Source organism: Mariluticola halotolerans (assembly GCF_021611515.1).
GTDB lineage: Bacteria > Pseudomonadota > Alphaproteobacteria > Rhizobiales > Devosiaceae > Mariluticola > Mariluticola halotolerans.
This window is the reverse complement of record NZ_CP090960.1, coordinates 1635626-1653021: the sequence shown is the minus strand read 5'-3', so window position 1 is coordinate 1653021 and position 17396 is coordinate 1635626. Positions and strand designations below refer to the sequence as shown.

Here is a 17396-nt window from a genome sequence, read left to right as displayed (position 1 = left end):
GCACCCAAACTCGTCAAAGAGTGCAGTGTGCCTGAAATTAGTAACTAAAGAACCACCACTTTCGCGCCAATTTTTATGCGCCCGTAAAGATCAATGATGTCGTCATTGGTCAGTCTGATGCAGCCAGACGACACATTGCCGCCAATGGTCCAGGGCTGATTGGTGCCGTGAATCCGGTAAAGTGTGGCGCCGATATAAAGCGCGCGCGCACCCAGCGGGTTGTCCGGTCCACCTTCCATGAAGTGCGGAATTTCCGGCTGCCGGGCGATCATTTCCTTCGGCGGTGTCCAGCTCGGCCATTCGCGTTTTGCCGAGACCCGGTGTGTGCCCGACCATTCGAAGCCGCTGCGCGCAACGCCAATGCCATAGCGCATCGCCAAACCATTGCTCATCACCAGATAAAGGTATTTTTGCCCGGTATTCACGACAATTGTGCCCGCGCGCTGGTCTGATTTATAGCGCACGACCTGACGCAGCAATTGTGGATTGACCCCGTATTTTGAGCGCAGCGCCAGCCCGTTGGTGGGTGTGCCCTTGGTCAGGGTCATCCCCGGCGGGGGCGCATAATAGATATTTTTACGGTGCTGGTTTGCAAATCCGCCGGCGGCCATGGCCGGGGTGATCGTCAACAGACCCGCCAGCAAAACGCTGACCGCGCGCTTGGCGCGAGGAAATTTCCGCAACATGGCAATACTCACTACATTTATGCCCGGCCGGTGCTTTATGAAGAACCGGCAATACTCCCCTTATGGTTACGCATATTGGCCAAGATTACGTGAAGGGGCATGGTAAAGCTTTTGCCACCTGCCATGGTTGAGAAGAGGTAAACACACAGCGGCCGCCCCTGACCTGTCCTGACAGGTTCTGACATGGCAAGATGCACAATGGTGATCTTGGGATTCGATAGGGGACGAGAAGAGTGGAACGGTGTTTCTGGGCGGGCGAAGATCCTCTTTATCAGGCTTATCACGATCAGGAATGGGGACGCCCCGTTACCGGGGATTTTCGGCTGTTCGAGAAAATCTGTCTGGAAGGTTTTCAGTCCGGGCTCAGCTGGTTCACGATTCTGAAAAAGCGGGAACGCTTTCGCGAAGTGTTTGCGGGCTTTGATTTCGAGCGTGTTGCGCGTTTCACAGAAGCCGATATCGAGCGGCTTTTGACCGATACCGGCATTATCCGGCATCGCGGCAAGATTGCCTCCACCATCAACAATGCCGCCCGCGCCATTGAACTGCGCGACGAGTTCGGCTCGCTCGCCGCCTATTTCTGGCGCTTTGAGCCCAAAGAGGTCGACAGGCCGGATGTGTTCACCGCCGATGTGCTGAAAACCCTGGCCCAGACCGATGCGTCCCGCGCCCTCTCGGCCGATCTGAAAAAGCGGGGATGGTCCTTTGTCGGGCCCACCACGGCCTATGCCTTCATGCAGGCCATGGGGCTGGTCAATGACCATACCGAACACTGCTTTTGCCGGCATGAGGTGGAAACGCTGCGGCAGGGCTTTGTTCGACCAGGCTGATGTAAACTTGCAACACTTGCCGGCAGCCTGCGTCAACCTGCCACATCTGTGCTTGTCTCTGTTCCCGCACAGGTCTATGAGACACGGGTCTGTTCAACCCCCGTGATTACACGCAACAAGGGAGACTCTACATGATGTATTGTGTTGTTACCCCGCGTAACGGGAATAGCGGCAAACGGGTCCATCGATCCTAACGATGACTCTGTCGCCGGGTTTTCTCCCGTGCCGGACACTTTTCCAAAAAACATAACTCAATGACAGCCTGACCCAACGGCACAATGCCGTCTGGCGTTCGTCTGATCATCACAGCTTTCAATCAGGAGCCGGTTTGCGCTGACGCGTGAACGCAGGATAGCTATGTCGATTCAACCATTTGAGGGCCGCCCCCGGCGCGCCCGCACGCTATATATATTCAGGATTCTGCCCCGTTTCGCCCGCTGGGTGATGGCACGTGTGCGTGCCTATCGGCGTCGCCGGGCCCAGCGGATACCCGAACACCTGCCCAACAGCCTGCGCAAGGATGTCGGCCTGCCGCTCAAGCCTGAGCGTCTGAATGCCTGGGACCTTATGCGGTGGTAGAACAAGCGCATGCGTGCAAGCCGCGCCCCTTGCGGGCGGGCTTGCACCATGCCTTGCCCCAAACCGCTCAATCCGCTAGGAACGGCGCGAGTTTCGGGGCAATTTGTGCCCCTCAGGTTTCAGGTAAGACCCATGTCCAAGAAAAATGCGCTGATCGCCCCGCGCCTGCCACGCGGGTTTGAAGATCGCACCGCCACAGACGTGGCCACAACCAACACAATGATCGCCAAAATCCGCGAGGTTTATGAGCGCTACGGCTTTGACCCCGTCGAGACACCATTTTTTGAATATACCGATACGCTCGGCAAGTTCCTGCCCGATACGGACCGGCCCAATGCCGGTGTGTTCTCGCTGCAGGATGATGACGAGCAATGGATGAGCCTGCGCTATGATTTGACCGCGCCGCTCGCCCGTCATTTCGCCGAAAATTTCGAAACCCTGCCCAAACCCTACCGCACCTATCGCCAGGGCTATGTGTTCCGCAATGAAAAGCCGGGGCCGGGGCGGTTCCGCCAGTTCATGCAGTTCGATGCCGATACGGTCGGGGCCGCCGGACCCGAGGCGGACGCCGAAATGTGCATGATGATGGCCGACACCATGGATGCGCTGGGGCTTGAAGGCAAATATGTCGTCCGGGTCAATAACCGCAAGGTGCTGGACGGGGTGCTGGAAAGCGCCGGGGTGACAGACGAGGGCCAGAAGCTGGCAGTGCTGCGCGCCATCGACAAGCTCGACAAGTTTGGCTTTGAAGGTGTGAAGTTGTTGCTCGGCGAAGGCCGTAAGGATGAGAGCGGTGATTTTACCAAGGGAGCGAAACTGAACAACGATCAAGTTAATACGGTCATCGGATATTTGGTTGAAGGGCACAACATCAAAGGTCTCGGTCAGGCCTATATAAACAGCCAAAGCAAAAGCGACGCCTTGTTCGAGAACGCGGCTACATCTTTCAAAACGGTAGTTGGCGACTCGCAAATCGGCGCTCAGGGAATAGATGAGCTAATTTCGATGGCCAAAACATTTGCTGCGTCCGGCTATTCAGGGCGGATAATATTAGACCCCTCCGTCGTCCGTGGCCTTGAATATTACACCGGCCCGGTTTTTGAAATTGAACTGACCTTCCCCGTGACCAACGAAAAAGGCCAGGAAGTCGTCTTCGGTTCCGTCGGCGGCGGTGGCCGTTATGACGGGCTGGTGTCGCGTTTCCGCAAGCAGCCTGTGCCCGCAACCGGCTTTTCCATTGGCGTGTCACGGCTGGCCCATGCCCTCAAGCTGACCGGCAATGTCGGGGCCGAACAGCCCGTTGGCCCGGTTGTCGTTTGCGTGATGGATAAGGACCAGAAACCCGGCTACCAGAAAATGGTCGCCGAATTGCGTGCCGCCGGTATCCGGGCCGAAATGTTCCTTGGCAATCCCAAGAATGTCGGCAAGCAGTTTGCCTATGCCGATCAGCGCAACGCGCCCGCCGTGGTCATTGAAGGGTCGCAGGAGCGTGAGGCGGGCAAGGTGCAGATCAAGGATTTGATTGTCGGCAAGGAAATGTCCGCCGAAATCACCGACAATGAGCAATGGAAGGCCGAACGGCCCGGCCAGTTCGAATGCGACCGCAGCGAACTGGTGGAAAAGATTGCCGCATTGCCGGCGGTCAAAGCCTGGCTGGATGCAAAACGAAAATGAGCGACGCGGCAACACGGCGCGCAGCGCTGGCAGCATTGACGAACGGGCAGGGGATCACCGCGGTGAACCCGCCCATCCTATTGCCCGCCAATCCCTATTTTGATCTCGCGGGCGAGGATTTTGGCCGCCGCCTGCTGCTGACCAATGGCAGCGATGGTATCGAATATTGCCTCCGGCCCGATTTCACCCTGCCCATCACCACCGCCTATCTCGAAAGCGAGAGTGCGGGCCTGCCTGAAGCATTCGGCTATCTCGGTCCCATCTTTCGCCAGCGCGTGAGCGGCCCCACCGAGTTCGATCAGGCCGGGCTGGAACTGTTCGCGCAAAAAGACCCCGATGCCGCGCTGGACCGTGTGCTGGCTTTCGCGCTTTCCGCGCTCGATACCTATGGCATCAGGCCAAGCGTCCGCCTCGGATCGGTTGCCCTGTTCGAAGCGCTGCTCGCCGCTGCCGACATGCCCGATGTCTGGCGCAGCCGCATTCGGCACCGTTTCGGCCATCCCGAAGCCATGGCGCGCCTGCTCGATCGTCTCGCCGATCCGCACAGCGCAACCGCGGGGTCTTTGCCCTGGAAGCGCGAGGAACTGCTTGGCGTGGTTGCCGACCAGATGGTCAATGCCGGACTGAGCCTGACCGGCAGCCGTTCGCCTGAAGAAATCGCCGAACGTTATTATGAAAAGCAGGCCCTGGCCGCCGCCCGCGTGCCCTCGGAGACGATTACGCTTTTGCAAAATTATCTCTCGGTCGCCGCTGATGCGCGCACGGCGCTGATCTCCATTGAAGGCCTCGCCGAAGATCAGGGCATTGATATTTCAGAGCCGCTGGCGCGGCTGATGACGCATTTTGAAACGCTGGAAGCGGCGGAAAATGTCGGCGAAATCAGCTTTGAGGGCGGGTTCAGCCCAAGGCTCGATTATTACACCGGCATCGTTTTCGAGATGAAGGGCCATAACGGCACGCTCGTTTCGGGCGGCGAATATGACCGCATGCTTGAACGGCTGGGCGCATCGCGCCGCATCACCGCGTCCGGTTGCGCGGTCTGGGTCGACCGGCTGGAAGCGGAGACACGGCTATGAGAGACGTCATTCTCGCTGTGCCCTCAAAAGGGCGTCTGGAAGAACTCTCCCGCGCGGTATTTGCCGAGGCGGGCCTCTCGATCACCCGGCCGGGCGGCGCGCGCTCCTATGCGGGCGCGCTTGAGGGCATTGACGAGGTGTCCGTGCGCTTCATGCCGGCGGGGGAAATCGCCCGCGAGCTGGTGCGCGGCACGGTGGACCTGGGCATTACCGGCGTCGATCTGATCCACGAAACGGCTGAAAACGGCCCCGAAAGCGTGGTGCTGGCCTGCGATCTGGGCTTTGGCGAAGCCGATGTGGTGGTTGCCATCCCCGACGCCTGGATCGATGTCACCCATATGCGCGACCTCTCCGATGTCGCCTCGGATTTCCGCGCCCGGCATGGCCGCTACCTGCGGGTGGCCACCAAATATGTCAATCTGACCCGACGCTATTTCGCCGAGCACGGCATTGCCGAATACCGCATTGTCGAAAGCGTCGGCGCGACGGAAGCCGCTCCCGCCTCGGGCGCTGCAGACCTGATTGTCGATATCACCTCGACCGGCTCGACCCTTAAGGCCAACGGGCTGCGCATTCTGGTGGATGGCACAATTTTGAAAAGTTCGGCCCATTTGATCGTGTCGCGCGGATCGCAATGGTCCCCGGCCCAGCGCCTGGTGCTGTCGCAATTGCTTGACGCCATCGGCGTCGTCGCGAACGAGGGCTGATCTTGCCCGACATTTTGACGCTGATACTGCTGGGGGGTGTTGGCGCACTCGCCGGCTTTATCGATGCGATTGCCGGGGGCGGTGGCTTGATCGCCCTGCCGGCGCTTCTCTCGGTCGGCGTGCCGCCGGTCGCAGCGCTCGCCACCAACAAGATGCAAGGTGCCATTGGCACCGGCATTGCGGCACTGACCTTCTGGCGGCGGGGCCTTGTGGCCCTGACGCCGATGATCCCGGCCATGATCGCCACCTTCATCGGTTCCTATCTGGGCGCAGTCGCGGTCAAAAGCATCGACACCTCCACGCTCAAAGTGGTCGTGCCCTTCGCCCTGATCGGCATCGCGCTCTATTTTCTGCTCGCCCCGAAAATCACCGATGAAAGCCGCGCCGCGCGGCTGCAATTCGGCTTGTTCGTGCCCCTCTTTGGTTTCGGCATCGGCTTTTACGACGGCATTTTCGGGCCCGGCACCGGCTCGTTCTTCACCATTGCCTTCGTCACCCTGTTCGGCCTGGGCATCACACGGGCGGCGGGGCACACCAAAGTGCTCAATTTCATCTCGAATCTGGCAGCGCTCGCCCTGTTCATTCCGGCGGGCGATGTGCTCTGGCCTGTCGCGATCGTCATGGCGGCAGGGCAGGTGATCGGCGGTTATCTCGGCGCCCTGACCGGCATCCGCTTTGGCGCAAGGCTGATCAAGCCGCTGGTCGTGGTGATCTCGGTCATTTTGGCCGCAAGGCTGTTGTGGACCGCCTGAGCCGGGCATTTCGGGAATAACTGGTTACTGCATAAAAAAGCGCCGGTGTTGCCACCGGCGCTTTTCCTGTTCGTCCGTGACTGGGAAGTAACGGAACGAAACCTGGTAGACGTAAGGGGTTGAGCCTAGAAGCCCATACCGCCCATGCCACCCATACCGCCCATGTCGCCGCCGCCGGGCATAGCCGGAGCGTCGTCCTTGGGCAGGTCAGCGATCATGGCTTCCGTCGTGATCAGCAGGGAAGCAACCGAAGCGGCATCCTGCAGCGCGGTACGCACAACCTTGACGGGATCAACGATGCCCATCTTGATCATGTCGCCATATTCGCTGGTCTGGGCGTTATAGCCATAGGTCTCGGACGCGTTCTCAAGGATCTTGCCGACAATGACAGAACCTTCGTCGCCAGAGTTGGCAGCGATCTGACGGATCGGTGCCTGAAGGGCACGACGCACGATGTCGATACCGGCATCCTGGTCGCTGTTGCCGCCCTTGGCCTTGAGAGCAGAGGACGCACGCAGCAGCGCAACGCCACCGCCCGGTACAATGCCTTCTTCAACCGCAGCGCGGGTTGCATTGAGCGCGTCTTCAACGCGGTCCTTGCGTTCCTTCACTTCAACTTCAGTCGCACCGCCAACCTTGATCACGGCAACGCCGCCAGCGAGCTTCGCGAGACGCTCCTGCAGCTTTTCCTTGTCATAGTCGGAAGTGGTTTCTTCGATCTGCGCCTTGATCTGGCCAACGCGGGCTTCGATGTCGCTCTTCTGACCGGCACCATCGACGATGGTTGTGGTTTCCTTGGTGATGTCGACCTTCTTGGCAGTGCCGAGCATGTCCATGGTGACATTCTCAAGCTTGATGCCGAGATCCTCGGAGATAACCTGACCACCGGTGAGGATGGCGATATCTTCGAGCATGGCCTTGCGGCGGTCGCCGAAGCCAGGTGCCTTGACGGCTGCAACCTTGAGACCGCCACGCAGACGGTTGACCACGAGGGTCGCCAGGGCTTCGCCCTCGATGTCTTCTGCAATGATCAGCAGCGGACGCGAGGACTGAACCACCGATTCAAGGATCGGGAGCAGCGACTGCAGGTTGGAAAGCTTCTTCTCATGGAGAAGGATCAGCGGATCTTCCAGGTTCGCAACCATCTTTTCGGTGTTGGTCACGAAGTACGGGCTGAGGTAGCCGCGGTCGAACTGCATGCCTTCAACAACGTCAACAGTTGTCTCGGAAGTCTTGGCTTCCTCAACGGTGATGACGCCTTCGTTGCCGACTTTTTCCATCGCGCGGGCGATTTCTTCACCGATGAAGGCTTCGCCATTGGCGGAGATGGTGCCAACCTGGGCAACTTCAGCGCTGGTCGAAATGTCCTTCTTGGCTTTGCCAAGATTGTCGATGACTTCGGTGACAGCGAGGTCGATGCCGCGCTTCAGGTCCATCGGGTTCATGCCCGCTGCAACCAGCTTGACGCCTTCGGTCACGATGGCCTGGGCCAGAACCGTTGCAGTCGTGGTGCCGTCGCCAGCTGTATCATTGGTCTTGGAGGCCACGGAACGCACCATCTGTGCGCCCATGTTTTCAAACTTGTCTTCAAGTTCGATTTCCTTGGCAACCGAAACACCGTCTTTGGTGATGCGCGGTGCGCCGAAGGACTTGTCGATAACAACGTTGCGACCTTTGGGGCCGAGGGTAACCTTCACCGCATTTGCGAGAATGTTGACGCCGCGCAACATCTTCTCGCGGGCTTCGGTCGAGAATTTTACTTCCTTAGCAGCCATTTTATAGCTCCTTGAAACTTAAGTTAACGGAGGGTGAGAGGTTTTACGCCTCGATCACGCCCATGATGTCGCTTTCTTTCATGATCAGCAGGTCTTCACCGCCAACCTTGACTTCGGTGCCGGACCATTTGCCGAACAGCACGCGATCACCAGCCTTGACGTCGGGGGCAATGTGCTTGCCGGCATCGTCACGGGCACCAGGGCCAACAGAGACGATAACGCCTTCAGAGGGCTTTTCTTTCGCGGTGTCGGGGATGATGATCCCGCCAGCTGTCTTCTCTTCGCTATCAACACGCCGAACAACGACGCGATCATGCAGGGGACGGAAGCTCATGTTCGCTCCTTCACGTTTCTAAAATTGAAATCCAAATGGATAGTGAAACTGGGACTGTTAGCACTCACTAACGAGGAGTGCTAACAGCTGCCGTGGATATATGAATGCTGAAGCGAGGAGTCAAGGAGGGGGGATTTCGCCGCAGCAAAATTTTCTCGGCCTTTGGTCTTGGCATTCCATCAACCCAACAAATTTATGTGACGAAACATGGGCAACACGAGTATGGCCGTTGGGGACAAAATCGCCGTATCCGCCGGCATTAGCCGTGCAGGGGGTTGCCATCAGCGATAGTGTCTATAAATAGGGCCATGTCTCCTCATGATACCGGCCCCCAACGGAGGGACATACTGGTAGAGGCCCTGATGGGCTGGTAAAAGGATTGGGCCATTTATGAATATCACAATTATCTGCGCAGCTCCCAACAAGGTGGGACGAAGCCGTCGTCTGGCCCTGCTGTGTGAAGAGCGGTTGCAGGCGCTTGGTGCGGAAACCACGTTTATTGACCTGCATGATCTTAACCTGCCCAATTTCGACAATAACGAAATCTTCGCAACTGAGGCCTTCAACGATCTTCACGCGAAGGTGCTGGCCAGCGATGGTCTGGTTCTGTGCAGCCCCGTCTATAACTGGGGCATCAGCTCGGAACTGAAAAAGTTCATTGAATATATCGGCGCCACCAGCCCGGACGGATCACAGCAGGGTGCGCTTTTTGACAAGGTGGTCTCGTTCGTCAATATCGGCGGCCTGCCACACAGCTATACCGCCTTCCGCGAAATCGCCACGGCGCTGATGCTGGATTTCAAATGCATCATCAATCCCTACAACGTCTATGCCCATAACCGGCACTGGACAGAAGAAGGCGAGCTGGACGACGTGGTTGCGACCCGTGTCGACAAGAGCATGCAGGTCGCCAAGGAATTGTGCGACAAGCTGGCCGGACGTAATTACAGTTCCACCTGGGAAATCTGAACCTAGAAGGCCTTGATCAGGCGGCCCCGGCCAGCCGGTGCTCCATCTGCTCCCAGGCCTGCCGCTTGCGATAGATCGTGGACGGGCTGATCTCCAATGCGGCCGCTGCCTGGGCGATATTGCCCGAGAAATGCGCCACGGTGTCTTCAATAATGCGCTGCTCCTGTTGCCACATGGGCAGGATTTTCGGAGTGGCATTCGCATCCGTCAGCGCGGGGCGGGCGGCTGCATGGCCTTCTATATCCGCCGCCGCGATCATTTCGGGCGTGATTTCACGACCATCGAACATCACCACGATCCGCCGGATCATGTTCTGCACCTGCCGGACATTGCCCGGCCATTCCCGTGCCACCAGCATATCGGCGGCCTGCGCGCTGATGCAGGCGAAATGCTTGTGTTCCTCACGGGCAAACTGCGCAAGGAAATGCCGGGCCAGCGGCAGGATATCGGCGGGACGTTGCCGCAGCGGTGGCAAATGGATGGGCAGCACGTGCAAACGATAGAACAGGTCTTCGCGGAAACGCCGCTCGGCAATCAATTGCATGGGATTGCGATTGGTCGCGCAGATCACCCGCACATCAACCGGCCGGGCCACGCCTTCGCCAACCCGCGTAATCGTGCCGGTTTGCAAAAAGCGCAACAGCTTGGTTTGCAGGCTGAGATCCATCTCGCCGATTTCATCAAGAAACAGCGTGCCGCCATCGGCCAGCTCGGCGGCCCCCTGCCGGTCACGAACCGCGCCGGTATAGGCCCCGCGCACCGCGCCAAACAATTCCGTTTCCATCAGATCGCGCGGAATGGCCCCGCAATTCACCGCAATCAGCGGCTTGTCCGCCCGCGGGCCGCGCCGGTGCAGCGCTTCGGCACACACTTCCTTGCCCGTGCCGCTCTCGCCGGTAATAAAGACAGGGGCCGTGGACGGCGCAATCCGGCTGATCTGCTCGTAAACCACCCGCATCTGGTTCGATAGTCCCACAAAGCTTTCAAAATCGGCATCTGCGCCCATAGCGCTTGTGTCGATCTGCATCGCGCCGGCCTTGCCATGGCGCTGGGCCAGTTCCTCAACCCGGGCGGCAAAGGCGGGGCCGCAAATCGGCTTTGGAATATAGTCATGGGCCCCGGCACGCATCGCCGCCACGGCGCTTGAAACCGAACGGCCATCCGACAGGGCGATAATCAGCCCGCCCTCGGCCAGCCGGCACAGCCGGTTCATGGCAACTTCGGGTTGCGGCGAAATATCGGCAAGACTGTCCAGATCGACCACCAGAATGTCAAAACTGCCCGCGCGCAACAACGCGCAGGCCGCCCGGCCCGAATCGGCTGAGACAATCTCTGTGTTCGCCCCAAGACATTCTTTCAGGTCGCGAACAGCCGTTTGGCACCCCTCGGGGTTTCGTTCCAGCAGCAAAAGGCGCGTTTGGGCGTCGGATCCCGTGTCGGATCGCATCAGGGCATATTCCCTCTTCTGGGGGTTTGGAGCTTGTTCCTGAATTCAATTGTTGATGAACAGGGTAAATAAAGCGTTTTGAAACAAGAAGAACCTTGCCGAGCTTTTGACATTGGGCTGGGGGTGCTAAGAGGGGCAATCGATTCCGTCAACGGAGGCGGAAAGCCACTCGTGCAGGCTTTGGTTTACATATTTATTTCCCTGGCAGGCGCGGCCATTGCGGCCACTGCCTATTTTGGGCTGATGTTTACGCCGATAGAGGCGACCCTGACCGGGCTGGTCGGCGTCGCCCTCGCTATCGTCATGCTTGAACGCACCCTGCGCCGCCGGGCCGAATCCCGCCTTGAACGCGGGATCGAGGATTTGTCGCGCCTGCTCTCCACAGATGCACAGGCCGGGCAGGTGCTCAGCCAGCGCATTAATGAAATGGCCAATGTCGAAGCCGGTCAGCGCCTTGAAGCGCTGGAAGCAGATGTGTCCGTCATCGGCACGGTGGTGCAACAGGTCGCCGAGGCGGTGGCAGATCTCGAGCAGGGTCATATCGATCTTGCAGCCCGCATGGAAAAGCCCCAAACCAGCGTGCCCGACGAGGATGACAGGTTTTTCGACGAACCTTCGGGCAAGGCAGCGCTGACACCTGAAGTGCAGCTGACTGCCGACGCCGTTGAGCGGGCATTGCAGGATGAACGTCTGGTCTTCCACGTCCAGCCGATCGTCACCCTGCCGCAGCGCCGCACCAATGGCTATGATTTGCTGCCCCGCATCCAGCTGGAGAACGGCGAATATACCGATGCCTGCGATTTCACACCGCGCCGGGGCGGCGATGCGCTGATTCAGAAAATCGAGCAGATGGCCTGGGAGAAGGCGGTTTATCTGGCCCGTCAGGCCCGCGCCGCCGGTGAGCCGATTGCAATTTTCGCGCCCTTGTCACGCGCAACCCTTGCCGATCCCGATGCGGTGGAACGGGCGGTCACCCGGCTGGATGGCAGCCGGGCCATGGCCAAGGATATCAGTTTCGCGATCAAGGAACGGCAATGGAGCGGGCTGAACGCCATGGAAAAGCACGCCCTCGCCATGCTGGTCGAGAAGGGGGCCGGCGTCTCTGTCATCGACATGAAAACGCTGCGCATGAATTTTGCCGAGATGGAAGAGGCGGGCGTCACCTCTGTGCGCGCCGATGCGACCCGTTTCATCAACCAGCCGGAAACCTTCACCGATTTCCATAGCTCGGATGTCGCCGCCTATATCAATCGCTACGGCATTGATCTCATCATGACAGACGTACACAGCGAACAGCAGATATTGTCTTTGCTTGAAGACGGTGTGCGTTTCGTGCAAGGCAATCACATCTCGATGCCGGGACCTGTGCCGGCGAACATGTCAGTGGGGCAGCCCGTCCGCGCCCAGGGCGCGCGTGAGCGGGCCCGCACCTGAACCGTAAGGAACGATCGTGCCAGAAAATGCAGGCGCCTTGCCGCGCCTCTCCGACTTGTCCGGCCTTTATGATGGCGTGCTGTCCGATGTCTGGGGTGTCGTTCATAACGGCATAACGCCTTATCCATCGGCGGTTGAGGCGCTGGTGGCGTTTCGCCGCGCGGGCGGCCATGTGGTTTTGATCACCAATGCGGCCCGTACCACGCCCCATATCGTTCAGATGCTCGACGACATGGGCGTGCCGCGCGAAGCCTATGATGCCATGGTCACATCGGGGGACGTAACCCGCGCCCTGATCGCAACCTATAAGGGCCAGTCGATCCACCATGTCGGGCCGGGCAGCGATCACCCGATCCTTGAAGGTCTCGATGTGGCCGAGGGGCCGGCTGCCACCGCTTCAGCTGTGGTTGTGACCGGGCTGGATGATCCCGCCCAGACCCCGGATGATTATGAAACTCGCATGGGCGAATGGCTTGAGCTGGGCCTGCCCATGATCTGCGCCAACCCTGACAAGGTCGTCGAGGTGGGCGATAAAATGGTCTATTGCGCCGGTGCCCTGGCCGATATCTATGCGGCGCGGGGCGGCACGGTCGCGCTGGCCGGCAAGCCCTATCCGCCGATCTACAAGGAATCCCTTGCAGCGCTTGAAAAGGCGGCGGGCCGCGCCATTGATCCGCGCCGGGTTGTTGCCATTGGCGACAGCGTGCGCACCGATGCAACCGGTGCCGCGGATGCCGGGGTCGATTTCCTGTTTATCACCGGATCGATCCACGCTGATGAAATCGATGCTTTCGGCAACCCCGATCCGGAGGCGATAAAGGCGCTGGTGGCACCCACCGGCGCGCGGCTGGCCGGGTTCCAGTCCCGCCTGACCTGATTGCATATTCGCGGCAAAATGTTGCAAATAACGCAGGAAAAGGGCAGGGTCGCGCCGCATTTCAAGGCATCCGGGTGCAAACCTGACAGGGTGCACGGTCCGTGCCGTGATATAACCGGGGGCGCATCCCCATTTGGATGGCGTCCTCTATGAGGTCTAGTTTGACGGAATTCAAAATTCTACACGGCTTGGGCGATGTCCCATCCGGACTACGCAACGGGGTTGTCGCCATCGGCAATTTCGATGGCTGCCACCGGGGACACCAGCGTGTTTTTGCCAGTGCCACCAGCCTTGCAAAGTCAAAGGGCAAGCCGGCGGTTGTGCTCACCTTCGAGCCGCACCCGCGCGACGTTTTCGCGCCCGAACCATTCATGTTCCGACTGACCGATGGCATCCAGAAAGCGCGTCTGGCCAAGGCGTTCGGTTTTGACGGGATTGTCGTTATGCCGTTCAACCGCGATCTGGCCGGGGTCGAGGCCGAGGATTTCGTCGGCCGCTTCATCATCGATGCGCTCAATGCAGAGGCTGTGGTGGTGGGCGAGGATTTCCATTTCGGCAAGCGCCGTGGCGGCACCCCTGAATTTCTGGCCCAGGCGGGCACACGGCACGGCTTTGAAGTGCACCAGCTCAACCTGCTCGAAGAGGGGTCGGAACCGGTTTCCTCTTCCCGCATCCGCGATGCCCTTAATACCGGCGAACTGGAAACCGCCAACCGGCTGCTCGGTTATCACTGGATTGTCGAGGGCACGGTGATTGTGGGCGATCAGCGCGGGCGCGAATTGGGCTATCCCACCGCCAATTTTGCCCTCCCGGATAATTCACGGCTCACCCAGGGGATTTATGCCGTCCGTTTGCGGCTCGGCGACCGTCTGCTCGATGGCGTGGCCAGCTTTGGCAAGCCGATGTTCGACAATGTTCAGCCCCCGTTTGAAGTCCATATTTTTGATTTCGATGAAGATATTTATGGAGAAAAAGTCGAAGTGGCGCTAATAAGCCATATCCGGGGGCAGATGACCTTTGACGGACTAGAGGGTTTGATTAAGCAGATGGACAAGGATAGCGCCAAGGCACGGGACGTATTGCAAAACGTCCAGCCGCTATCGGATCTCGACAGGGAACTGGGGTTCATTATCTAGGGATAGCGGCAAACGGGCTCCCGTTTGCTTCTGTCCCGGTAACAAACTGGCACCATTGTTCCGCTCTTGCTAGAACCAGAGACCGGATCTGATCTCAAAATCAAGAATTCCCGAAGGCTATTATGACCGACACCGCTGAAGGCGCGACCACCCGCGACTATTCCAAAACCCTGTTTCTGCCGCAGACCGAATTTCCCATGCGCGCGGGCCTGCCCAAGCGCGAGCCGGAATGGCTGGAACGCTGGGAGAAGATGGATCTCTACAATACCCTGCGTGAGCAATCCAAAGGACGTGAAAAATTCGTCCTGCATGATGGCCCGCCATATGCGAACGGCAACATCCATATCGGCCATGCGCTGAACAAGACCCTCAAGGATCTCGTTTCCCGCTCCATGCAGATGCTGGGCTATGACAGCCCCTATGTGCCGGGCTGGGATTGTCACGGCCTGCCCATCGAATGGAAAATCGAAGAGCAATACCGCGCCAAAGGCAAGAATAAAGACGAAGTGCCGGTCAATGAATTCCGCAAGGAATGCCGCACTTTTGCTGAGCATTGGGTTGGTGTGCAGCGCGAAGAGTTCAAGCGGCTTGGCATTGTTGGTGAATGGGACAACCCATATCTGACAATGAGCTATGACGCCGAAGCAACCATCGCCGAAGAATTGATGAAGTTCTCGACCTCTGGTCAACTTTATCGTGGCTCCAAGCCTGTGATGTGGTCCGTGGTTGAACGCACGGCCCTGGCCGAAGCCGAGATCGAATATCATGACGTGGAATCTGATGCGATCTGGGTGAAATTTCCGGTGTCGTCCGGCGCACACGCCGACGCTTCCGTCGTGATCTGGACAACAACACCGTGGACCATTCCGGCTAACCGTGCCGTCTCCTATTCTTCAAAGATCAATTACGGCCTTTATGAAGTGGCGAGTGCAGAAAATGAATTCGGCCCGCAACCCGGCGACAAGCTGATCTTTGCTGATGCGCTTGCTGATGCCAGTGCAGAAAAAGCCAAGCTCACTTTCAATCGTCTCAGCGATGTCGCTGCTGATGAGCTAGGTTCAATGATCTTATCGCATCCGCTCAACGGCTTCGCCGGCGGCTATGATTTTGATGTGCCCCTTCTCGATGGTGACCACGTCACTGACGATGCAGGTACCGGCTTTGTGCACACAGCACCGGGCCACGGCATGGACGATTTCGAAATCTGGATGGACAACGCACAAGAAACCGAAGCGCGTGGCATTTCGTCAGACATCCCCTTCGCAGTCGATGACGCAGGCTATTACACCAAAGATGCGCCCGGATTTGGCCCGGACGCTGAAGGTGGTGCTGCGCGTATCATGGATGACAAGGGCAAAAAGGGTGACGCCAATCAGCGTGTCATCACCGCGCTTATTGGTGCCAATAATTTGTTCGCCCGCGGTCGTCTCAAGCATTCATACCCGCATTCATGGCGCTCGAAAAAGCCGATCATCTTCCGCAATACGCCGCAATGGTTTGTCTATATGGACAAGGACTTGGAGTGGAAGTTATCGGATGGCAGCGAGCTGGATTTGGGGCAGCGTGCAGTAATTGGGACGGACACACTTAGAAATCGCGCGTTGAACGCCATCGACGACACCCATTTCGTCCCCGCTGCCGGACAAAACCGCTTGCGCGCCATGATTGCAGATCGCCCCGATTGGGTGTTGTCGCGGCAACGCGCCTGGGGTGTGCCTATCGCCGTGTTCATCAATAAGGAAACCGGCGAAATCCTCAAAGACGAAGCCGTCAACGCCCGCATTATCGCAGCCTTCAAAGCTGAAGGTGCAGATGCGTGGTTTGAGGAGGGGGCGTCCGCACGCTTCCTTGGTGATGCGGTCGAAAACCATGATGAGTGGGAAGCTGTATCAGACATTCTCGATGTCTGGTTTGATTCTGGCTCGTCTCATGCATTCTGCCTGCGCAATCGCGAACAATGGCCTCATCTGAAATGGCCTGCCGATGTTTATCTGGAAGGGTCAGATCAGCATCGCGGCTGGTTCCATTCGTCCTTGCTCGAAAGCTGCGGCACCAATGGCCGCGCGCCTTATGATCAGGTCATCACCCATGGCTTCACCATGGATAAGAATGGCATGAAAATGTCTAAGTCCTTGGGCAACACCGTCGCCCCGCAAGACATCATCAAGCAATATGGCGCCGACATTCTGCGTCTCTGGGCCGCCAGCATCGATTATTCTGAAGATCATCGTATTGGCGATGAGATCATCAAGAACGTTGTCGAAAACTACCGCAAAATGCGCAACACCCTGCGCTTTATGCTGGGCAGTCTCGCGCATCACAAGCCAGCCGAAGATGTGGCTGCAGCCGAAATGCCAGAGCTTGAGCGCCTTATGCTCAATCGCTTGGCTGAACTTGATGGCCAGGTGCGCAAGGCCTATTTCGCCTATGACTACAAGCGCGTCGTCTCGCTGGTCTCGAACTTCATGAATATCGAGCTCTCGGCATTCTATTTTGATATCCGCAAAGACGCGCTCTATTGCGATCCAATCTCTTCGCCCAAACGCCGCGCAGCACTCACAGTTCTCAATGAGTTGTTCTCCTGCGTCACGGCATGGTTGGCCCCCATTCTGGTGTTCACCATGGAAGAGGTCTGGCTCGAGCGTCATCCCGAAGATGGCTCTTCCGTCCACTTGCGCACTTTCCCAGAAATTCCCGCCGAATGGGCAGATGCCTCCCTGTCGGAAAAGTGGAAGAAAATCCGCACCGTCCGCCGCGTCGTCACCGGCGCGCTGGAAATTGAGCGTCGCGACAAGAATATCGGTTCGTCACTGGAAGCCGCGCCAAAGGTCTATGTCGCTGATACCGATCTTTATGTGGCGCTGCACGGCCAGGATTTTGCCGAAATCGCCATCACCTCGGGCATCGATATCATCCAGGGTGAGGGGCCTGCGGAAGCCTTCCGGCTGGACGATGTGCCCGGTGTCTCGGTGGTCTTTGCAAGGGCTGAGGGCACCCGTTGCGCCCGCTCCTGGAAAGTGTCGCCCGATGTGGGCACCGATCCCGAATATCCCGAACTCAGCCCGCGCGATGCCGACGCCATGCGCGAACGCGCCGCAGCCGGTCTTTGAGAATGGATTT

Annotated in this window: 15 protein-coding genes; 11 read left to right on the top strand and 4 right to left on the bottom strand. The window is 58.5% G+C overall.

What is annotated here, in order from left to right:
- Positions 1-44: 44 nt before the first annotated feature.
- Positions 45-686: a L,D-transpeptidase gene (locus tag L1P08_RS07905; RefSeq protein WP_303619453.1), complete on the bottom strand. Its 642-nt coding sequence runs from the start codon at positions 684-686 to the stop codon at positions 45-47.
- Positions 687-919: 233 nt separating this feature from the next.
- Between L1P08_RS07905 and L1P08_RS07900 the strand changes: the two genes are divergently transcribed.
- The 6 genes from L1P08_RS07900 to L1P08_RS07875 all read left to right on the top strand — a co-directional run bounded on the left by L1P08_RS07900 (position 920) and on the right by L1P08_RS07875 (position 6304).
- A complete protein-coding gene (locus L1P08_RS07900; protein WP_303619452.1) occupies positions 920-1516 on the top strand; it encodes a DNA-3-methyladenine glycosylase I in 597 nt (198 codons plus the stop codon).
- Between the two features lie 357 nt (positions 1517-1873).
- Entirely contained in the window at positions 1874-2095 is a 222-nt protein-coding gene (locus L1P08_RS07895; protein WP_303619451.1) for a hypothetical protein, read from the top strand.
- Between the two features lie 132 nt (positions 2096-2227).
- Entirely contained in the window at positions 2228-3769 is a 1542-nt protein-coding gene (gene hisS, locus L1P08_RS07890) for a histidine--tRNA ligase (RefSeq protein WP_303619450.1), read from the top strand.
- Complete coding sequence (locus L1P08_RS07885; RefSeq protein WP_303619449.1) at positions 3766-4845, top strand: ATP phosphoribosyltransferase regulatory subunit; 1080 nt, start codon at positions 3766-3768, stop codon at positions 4843-4845. Before hisS ends, L1P08_RS07885 begins: the two co-directional genes overlap by 4 nt.
- Positions 4842-5552, top strand: a complete 711-nt coding sequence (hisG, locus tag L1P08_RS07880; protein WP_303619448.1) for an ATP phosphoribosyltransferase — start codon at positions 4842-4844, stop codon at positions 5550-5552. Before L1P08_RS07885 ends, hisG begins: the two co-directional genes overlap by 4 nt.
- Positions 5553-5554: 2 nt before the next feature.
- Entirely contained in the window at positions 5555-6304 is a 750-nt protein-coding gene (locus L1P08_RS07875) for a TSUP family transporter (RefSeq protein WP_303619447.1), read from the top strand.
- A 125-nt stretch (positions 6305-6429) separates the two neighbouring features.
- Here L1P08_RS07875 and groL read toward each other — a convergent pair whose 3' ends face one another.
- Both groL and L1P08_RS07865 read right to left on the bottom strand, forming a co-directional pair.
- Positions 6430-8079, bottom strand: a complete 1650-nt coding sequence (gene groL, locus L1P08_RS07870; RefSeq protein ID WP_303619446.1) for a chaperonin GroEL — start codon at positions 8077-8079, stop codon at positions 6430-6432.
- Between the two features lie 43 nt (positions 8080-8122).
- Positions 8123-8413: a co-chaperone GroES gene (locus L1P08_RS07865; protein ID WP_303619445.1), complete on the bottom strand. Its 291-nt coding sequence runs from the start codon at positions 8411-8413 to the stop codon at positions 8123-8125.
- Between the two features lie 390 nt (positions 8414-8803).
- Here L1P08_RS07865 and L1P08_RS07860 point away from each other — a divergent pair, with 390 nt between their 5' ends.
- Positions 8804-9382, top strand: coding sequence for an NADPH-dependent FMN reductase (locus tag L1P08_RS07860; protein ID WP_303619444.1), 579 nt, complete (start codon positions 8804-8806; stop codon positions 9380-9382).
- A 16-nt stretch (positions 9383-9398) separates the two neighbouring features.
- On the opposite strand, the gene L1P08_RS07855 is transcribed toward L1P08_RS07860, so the two are convergent.
- Complete coding sequence (locus L1P08_RS07855) at positions 9399-10829, bottom strand: sigma-54-dependent transcriptional regulator (RefSeq protein ID WP_303619443.1); 1431 nt, start codon at positions 10827-10829, stop codon at positions 9399-9401.
- A gap of 171 nt (positions 10830-11000) precedes the next feature.
- Between L1P08_RS07855 and L1P08_RS07850 the strand changes: the two genes are divergently transcribed.
- The 4 genes from L1P08_RS07850 (at position 11001) to ileS (ending at position 17386) form a co-directional block, all read left to right on the top strand.
- Complete coding sequence (locus L1P08_RS07850; protein WP_303619442.1) at positions 11001-12263, top strand: EAL domain-containing protein; 1263 nt, start codon at positions 11001-11003, stop codon at positions 12261-12263.
- Between the two features lie 16 nt (positions 12264-12279).
- Positions 12280-13140 carry a TIGR01459 family HAD-type hydrolase gene (locus tag L1P08_RS07845; RefSeq protein ID WP_303619441.1) on the top strand — a complete coding sequence of 287 codons (861 nt, stop codon included), beginning with the start codon at positions 12280-12282 and terminating at the stop codon, positions 13138-13140.
- A 161-nt stretch (positions 13141-13301) separates the two neighbouring features.
- Positions 13302-14276 carry a bifunctional riboflavin kinase/FAD synthetase gene (locus tag L1P08_RS07840; protein WP_303619440.1) on the top strand — a complete coding sequence of 325 codons (975 nt, stop codon included), beginning with the start codon at positions 13302-13304 and terminating at the stop codon, positions 14274-14276.
- Between the two features lie 122 nt (positions 14277-14398).
- Positions 14399-17386, top strand: a complete 2988-nt coding sequence (ileS, locus tag L1P08_RS07835; RefSeq protein ID WP_303619439.1) for an isoleucine--tRNA ligase — start codon at positions 14399-14401, stop codon at positions 17384-17386.
- The last annotated feature ends 10 nt before the right edge of the window (positions 17387-17396 follow it).